This is a genomic window from Ferruginibacter sp. (assembly GCF_014377975.1).
Lineage (GTDB): Bacteria > Bacteroidota > Bacteroidia > Chitinophagales > Chitinophagaceae > Ferruginibacter.
The window spans coordinates 1-4,813 of the sequence record NZ_JACMOO010000030.1 but is presented as its reverse complement, the minus strand read 5'-3'; the positions used below and the strand labels follow the sequence as shown (position 1 = coordinate 4,813).

At 38.1% G+C, this 4,813-nt stretch carries 3 protein-coding genes; all 3 read left to right on the top strand.

Going from position 1 to position 4,813, the window contains the following annotated elements; translation table 11 throughout:
* Positions 1–845 (top strand): CocE/NonD family hydrolase (locus H7254_RS01975; protein WP_301931389.1); only part of this gene is annotated, 845 nt, incomplete at its 5' end.
* A 195-nt stretch (positions 846–1,040) separates the two neighbouring features.
* Positions 1,041–3,170 (top strand): S9 family peptidase, encoded by a 2,130-nt coding sequence (locus H7254_RS01970; RefSeq protein WP_301931388.1) that lies wholly within the window; start codon positions 1,041–1,043, stop codon positions 3,168–3,170.
* 143 nt (positions 3,171–3,313) lie between these two features.
* The gene (locus H7254_RS01965) at positions 3,314–4,483 is read left to right on the top strand and encodes a dipeptidase (RefSeq protein ID WP_301931387.1); all 1,170 of its coding nucleotides are present in this window, start codon (positions 3,314–3,316) and stop codon (positions 4,481–4,483) included.
* Positions 4,484–4,813: the final 330 nt, after the last annotated feature.

Below are 4,813 nucleotides of genomic sequence, written 5' to 3'. Positions count from 1 at the left end.
CACACCTTGGTAATATCAATTTTGAAAGCAATACCTCACTTTATTACCAGGATTTGGAAGTGCCTTTTTTTAATTATTATATGAAAGGAACGGGTAGTGATACCCTAAGCAAAGCCACTATTTTCTTTTCCGGAGAAAATAAATGGCGCAGGTTTACAGCGTGGCCGGTAAGCAATGCTGTTACAACACCGGTTTACCTGCAGCAAAATGGTAAGTTATCGTTTACGCCTGCAAGTGGCCGGCAACTTTCTTTTGACAGTTATATCAGCGATCCTGCCAAACCGGTGCCTTATGCAGAAAAAGTGCATGCCGAAAGAACAAGGGAATATATGGATGATGATCAACGCTTTGCTGCCCGCCGCACAGATGTGCTAACGTATGATACCGGAATATTAAACGGTGATATGACCGTGGCAGGCCCTGTAGTTGCTGACCTAATGGTAAGCCTTTCAAATACCGACGCCGATTTTATAGTAAAACTGATAGATGTATTTCCTGATGATGCTCCCGTTAACCTTGTTACCAACTACCCAATGGGGGGCTACCAAATGCTGGTACGTGCCGAAGTAATGCGTGGTAAATTTCGCAACAGTTTTGAAAAACCAATGCCGTTTATACCCAACCGTCCAACTACAGTAAAATATACTATGCCCGATGTAGCACACACTTTTAAAAAAGGGCATAGATTAATGATACAAATACAAAGCACCTGGTTTCCTTTAACTGATCGTAATCCTCAAAAATTTACAGACAATATCAATAAAGCCACCAATGCCGATTTTGTAAAAGAAACCATTAAGGTTTACCATAACAGTTCGAAGATCATATTACCTGTTATTAAGTAACAGGCGGCTTGGGAATATCTGCAAGTGAGGAATATCTGCTCAACTTTTTGTTCACTGATCGGGTTTGGTTTCGGCTCGTAGATACCACCGGGCTGTATTTTTTAATTTCAACTCTGTAACTTTATTCAATAGCAGTTACATGTTGAAGGATCATAATAAACATAATACAAAGATCATCTCTGTAAATAATCAATTATGAAAAAGGCATTTGTTTTATTTAGTCTGTTTTTTTACACATCGCATATAAATGCACAATTCCAAATGGCAAAAGCTCCTGTTGCTGATAAAAAAGAATATTGGCGTACCCTGCATGATGACAGAGTATTAGATAACTATTATTGGATGTATGATTATTTTGGCAAAGGCCCGGACAGTACAAAAGTAGTAGACTATTTAAAAGCAGAGAATACATATTTAGACGCGGTAATGACCGGAACAAAAAAGTTTCAGGCTGATCTGTTTAAAGAAATGAAAGCAAGAATAAAAGAGAAAGATGAAACTGTGCCTGTGTATAAAAATGGATTCTATTATTACAGCCGTACAGAAGTCGGTAAGCAGTATTACAAATATTGCCGTAAAAAAGGAAGTTTAAATGCCAAAGAGGAAGTCTTATTAGACGTTGATAAAATGGCGGAAGGTCATTCTTATTATACAGTGTCAGGCTTTGAAGTAAGTGAGAATAATAAATTATTGGCATTCGGCGTAGATGACGTGAGCAGAAGACAATACACCATATATATTAAGAACATAGAAACAGGTGAAATTCTGAAAGATGCTGTGAAAAATACGGAAGGCTCGGCTTGCTGGGCAAGTGACAACAAAACGTTCTTCTATACTTCAAAAAATCCCGTAACACTTTTAGCTGAAAAAATAAACCGCCACATTCTTGGTACCGATGCTGCCAAAGATGCTGTTGTGTACGAAGAAAAGGACAAGAGTAATTATATAGAGGTTAATAAAAGCAAGAATAATAAATTCATTTTTATTACCTCGCAGGCAACTATGAGTTCTGAAATAAGATTTCTTGATGCCTCAAGACCGGCAGCTCCTTTCGAAATATTTACTCCCCGTATGAAAGATGTGTTATATGATGTAACAGTTTTGGGAAATAAATTTTTGATTCGTACCAATAAAGACGCTGCAAAGAATTTTAAATTAATGGAGTGCCCGTTAACCAAAACAGAAGCAACCAATTGGAAGGAAGTTATTGCGCACCGCACGGATGTATTGCTGCAAGGAGTAGAAGAATTTAAAGATTTTATTGTGCTTAATGAGCGTGTTAATGGGTTAGTGAGACTACGTGTCAGAGGTTTAAAAAATAATGCAGAACATGACATTAATTTTGGCGAAGCATCCTATGCAGCCAATTTTGGTGTAAACCCGGAATACAACACAACTATATTACGTTATGGTTATACATCATTAACTACACCCGCTTCGGTATATGATTATAATATGGCTACCAAAGAAAAAAAGTTGATGAAACAACAGGAAGTATTGGGAGGTTATAACGCAGCAGATTATGTAACTGAACGGTTATATGCTACCGCAAAAGACGGAACAGAATTGCCTGTTTCCCTGGTGTACAAAAAAGGATTTAAAAAAGATGGTAAAGCCCCTTTGTTATTATATGCTTACGGAAGTTATGGTATCAGTCTCGATGCAGGCTTTAGCAGTAGCAGATTAAGTTTATTAAACCGTGGGTTTGCTTTTGCAATGGCACACATACGTGGCGGGCAGGAAATGGGACGTAGTTGGTATGAAGACGGCAAGCTGATGAAAAAGAAAAATACGTTTACCGACTTTATTGATTGTGGCGAATTTTTAGTGAAAGAAAAATTTACGGGCAGGGAACATCTGTATGCGCAAGGCGGCAGTGCAGGTGGATTGTTGATGGGCGCTGTAATAAATATGGCACCTGAATTATGGCATGGTGTTATTGCACAGGTGCCTTTTGTAGACGTAGTGAATACCATGCTGGATGAAAGTATTCCCTTAACTACAAACGAATTTGATGAATGGGGAAACCCAAAAAATAAGGAGGCATATTTTTATATGAAGAGTTACAGCCCTTATGAAAACATTGAGAAAAAAAATTATCCGAATTTATTGGTAACAACAGGTTTACATGACAGCCAGGTACAATATTTTGAACCGGCAAAATGGGTGGCGAAATTACGGGCCATGAAAACTGATAAAAATATTTTGTTATTAAATACCAATATGGAATTTGGGCATGGCGGTGCAAGCGGCCGTTTTGATTTTTTAAAAGATGTTGCCCTGAATTATGCTTTCTTATTTACCTTAGAAGGCATATACAAATAGCTTGTATTTAATTTCTGAATGCACCGCAGCAGGCAACAAAGGTACTTCCAACAGTGGGTTTCGACCTTGGAACAACAGCAGTGAACGTTAGCGGCAACTTTACAAACGGCATTCCAATCATCAATTATCCTTCAAATATCAATATGAGCATTAAATTATTTCTACTTCTGAGTTTCTGGACCGGTATTGCTGAAGCTCAATCCTATCGGCGCATTCATAATAAAGCAATTCTCGTTGATACCCACAATGATTTCCTGTCGAAAGTCATGGAGCATAATTTTTCATTAGATGCAGATCTGAAAGGAAAAACGCACAGTGACCTGGCTCGTTTTAAAACAGGCGGGCTGGATGTTCAGTTCTTTTCTGTTTGGAGCGATGGCAATCAAAAAAATCCTTTTGCATTTGCAAATCGTCAGATCGATAGCCTGGATGCAGTTATTAAAAGAAATCCCGCTAAAATTGTAAAGACAGGCACGGTAAAAGAAATTTTAGAGGTTATAAAGGAAAATAAAATAGCTGCATTGATCGGGCTTGAAGGCGGACATCAGATTGAAAACAGTCTTGAGAATCTTGATCTGCTTTATAAGCGTGGTACTCGCTATATTACACTTACATGGAATAATTCTACCGATTGGGCAACGAGTGCTTTTGACGAAAAGACAAATCCGGCATTTAAAGGAAAAGGATTATCCGGTTTTGGCAGGGAGGTAGTACAGCACATGAACAAATTAGGGATGTTGGTTGATGTGTCACACGTTGGCGAAAAAACATTTTGGGATATTATGGAAACGACCACCAAGCCAATTATCGCTTCACATAGTTCTGTTTATACGCTTTGCCCGTTTCGGAGAAATTTAAAAGATGAACAAATCAAAGCAATTGCCCGAAATAACGGCGTAATACAAATCAATTTTAATTCAGGGTTTATCGATTCAACAGAAATGAGGAGGGAAGATGCTTTTATAAAAAATCATCAGGCAGAATATGACTCATTACAGCATGCGACAAACAGTGAATACATAGCCGAAGAAATGATTCATAACAAGTACAGGAACGAATCAGATAAACTACGGGCGCCGCTTGCTTTACTTATTGAGCACATTGAGTATGTTATCAGATTAGTGGGTGTAGATTATGTGGGTATCGGTTCTGATTTTGACGGCATCGTTGTTCCACCGCAGCAACTGGATGATGTTAGCTCATATCCTTTAATTACAAAAGCGTTAATCGAAAAAGGATACTCTAAAAAGGATATTAATAAAATTCTTGGTGGCAATCTGTTGCGAGTATTAAAGGCCAATGAAATCCATTAAAGGAGATTAAAAGCGATTGACGATTACTACCGCTAACAATGGTGGCTGATGCACAACTGCCATTTGCAAAACAATCCAATTCCATCAGAAGCATTTTGCGCCAGGCCAATTTAAATTGCTGCAGCAATTTTGTTTTAAACATAGTGTCATCAATGAAAAATATATTGGTTTGGGAAGGCTTGTTTTGGATAAAAATAAAGCCTGCAGGTTTATCTGCATAGCTGCTAGATTGGTTTGCACTTTTCTTGTTGTAAATTTCAGTAGTTTTTTTAGGTTGTAGGCAATGGCGGCCATCAGCATACATTTATTGGCTTGCGCTATACCCCGAGT

What these genes read in the sequence shown, in the direction of transcription:
- H7254_RS01970 (WP_301931388.1), top strand. Translation starts at nt 1,041, where the DNA reads ATGAAAAAGGCATTTGTTTTATTTAGTCTGTTTTTTTACACATCGCAT.
- H7254_RS01965 (WP_301931387.1), top strand. Translation starts at nt 3,314, where the DNA reads ATGAGCATTAAATTATTTCTACTTCTGAGTTTCTGGACCGGTATTGCT.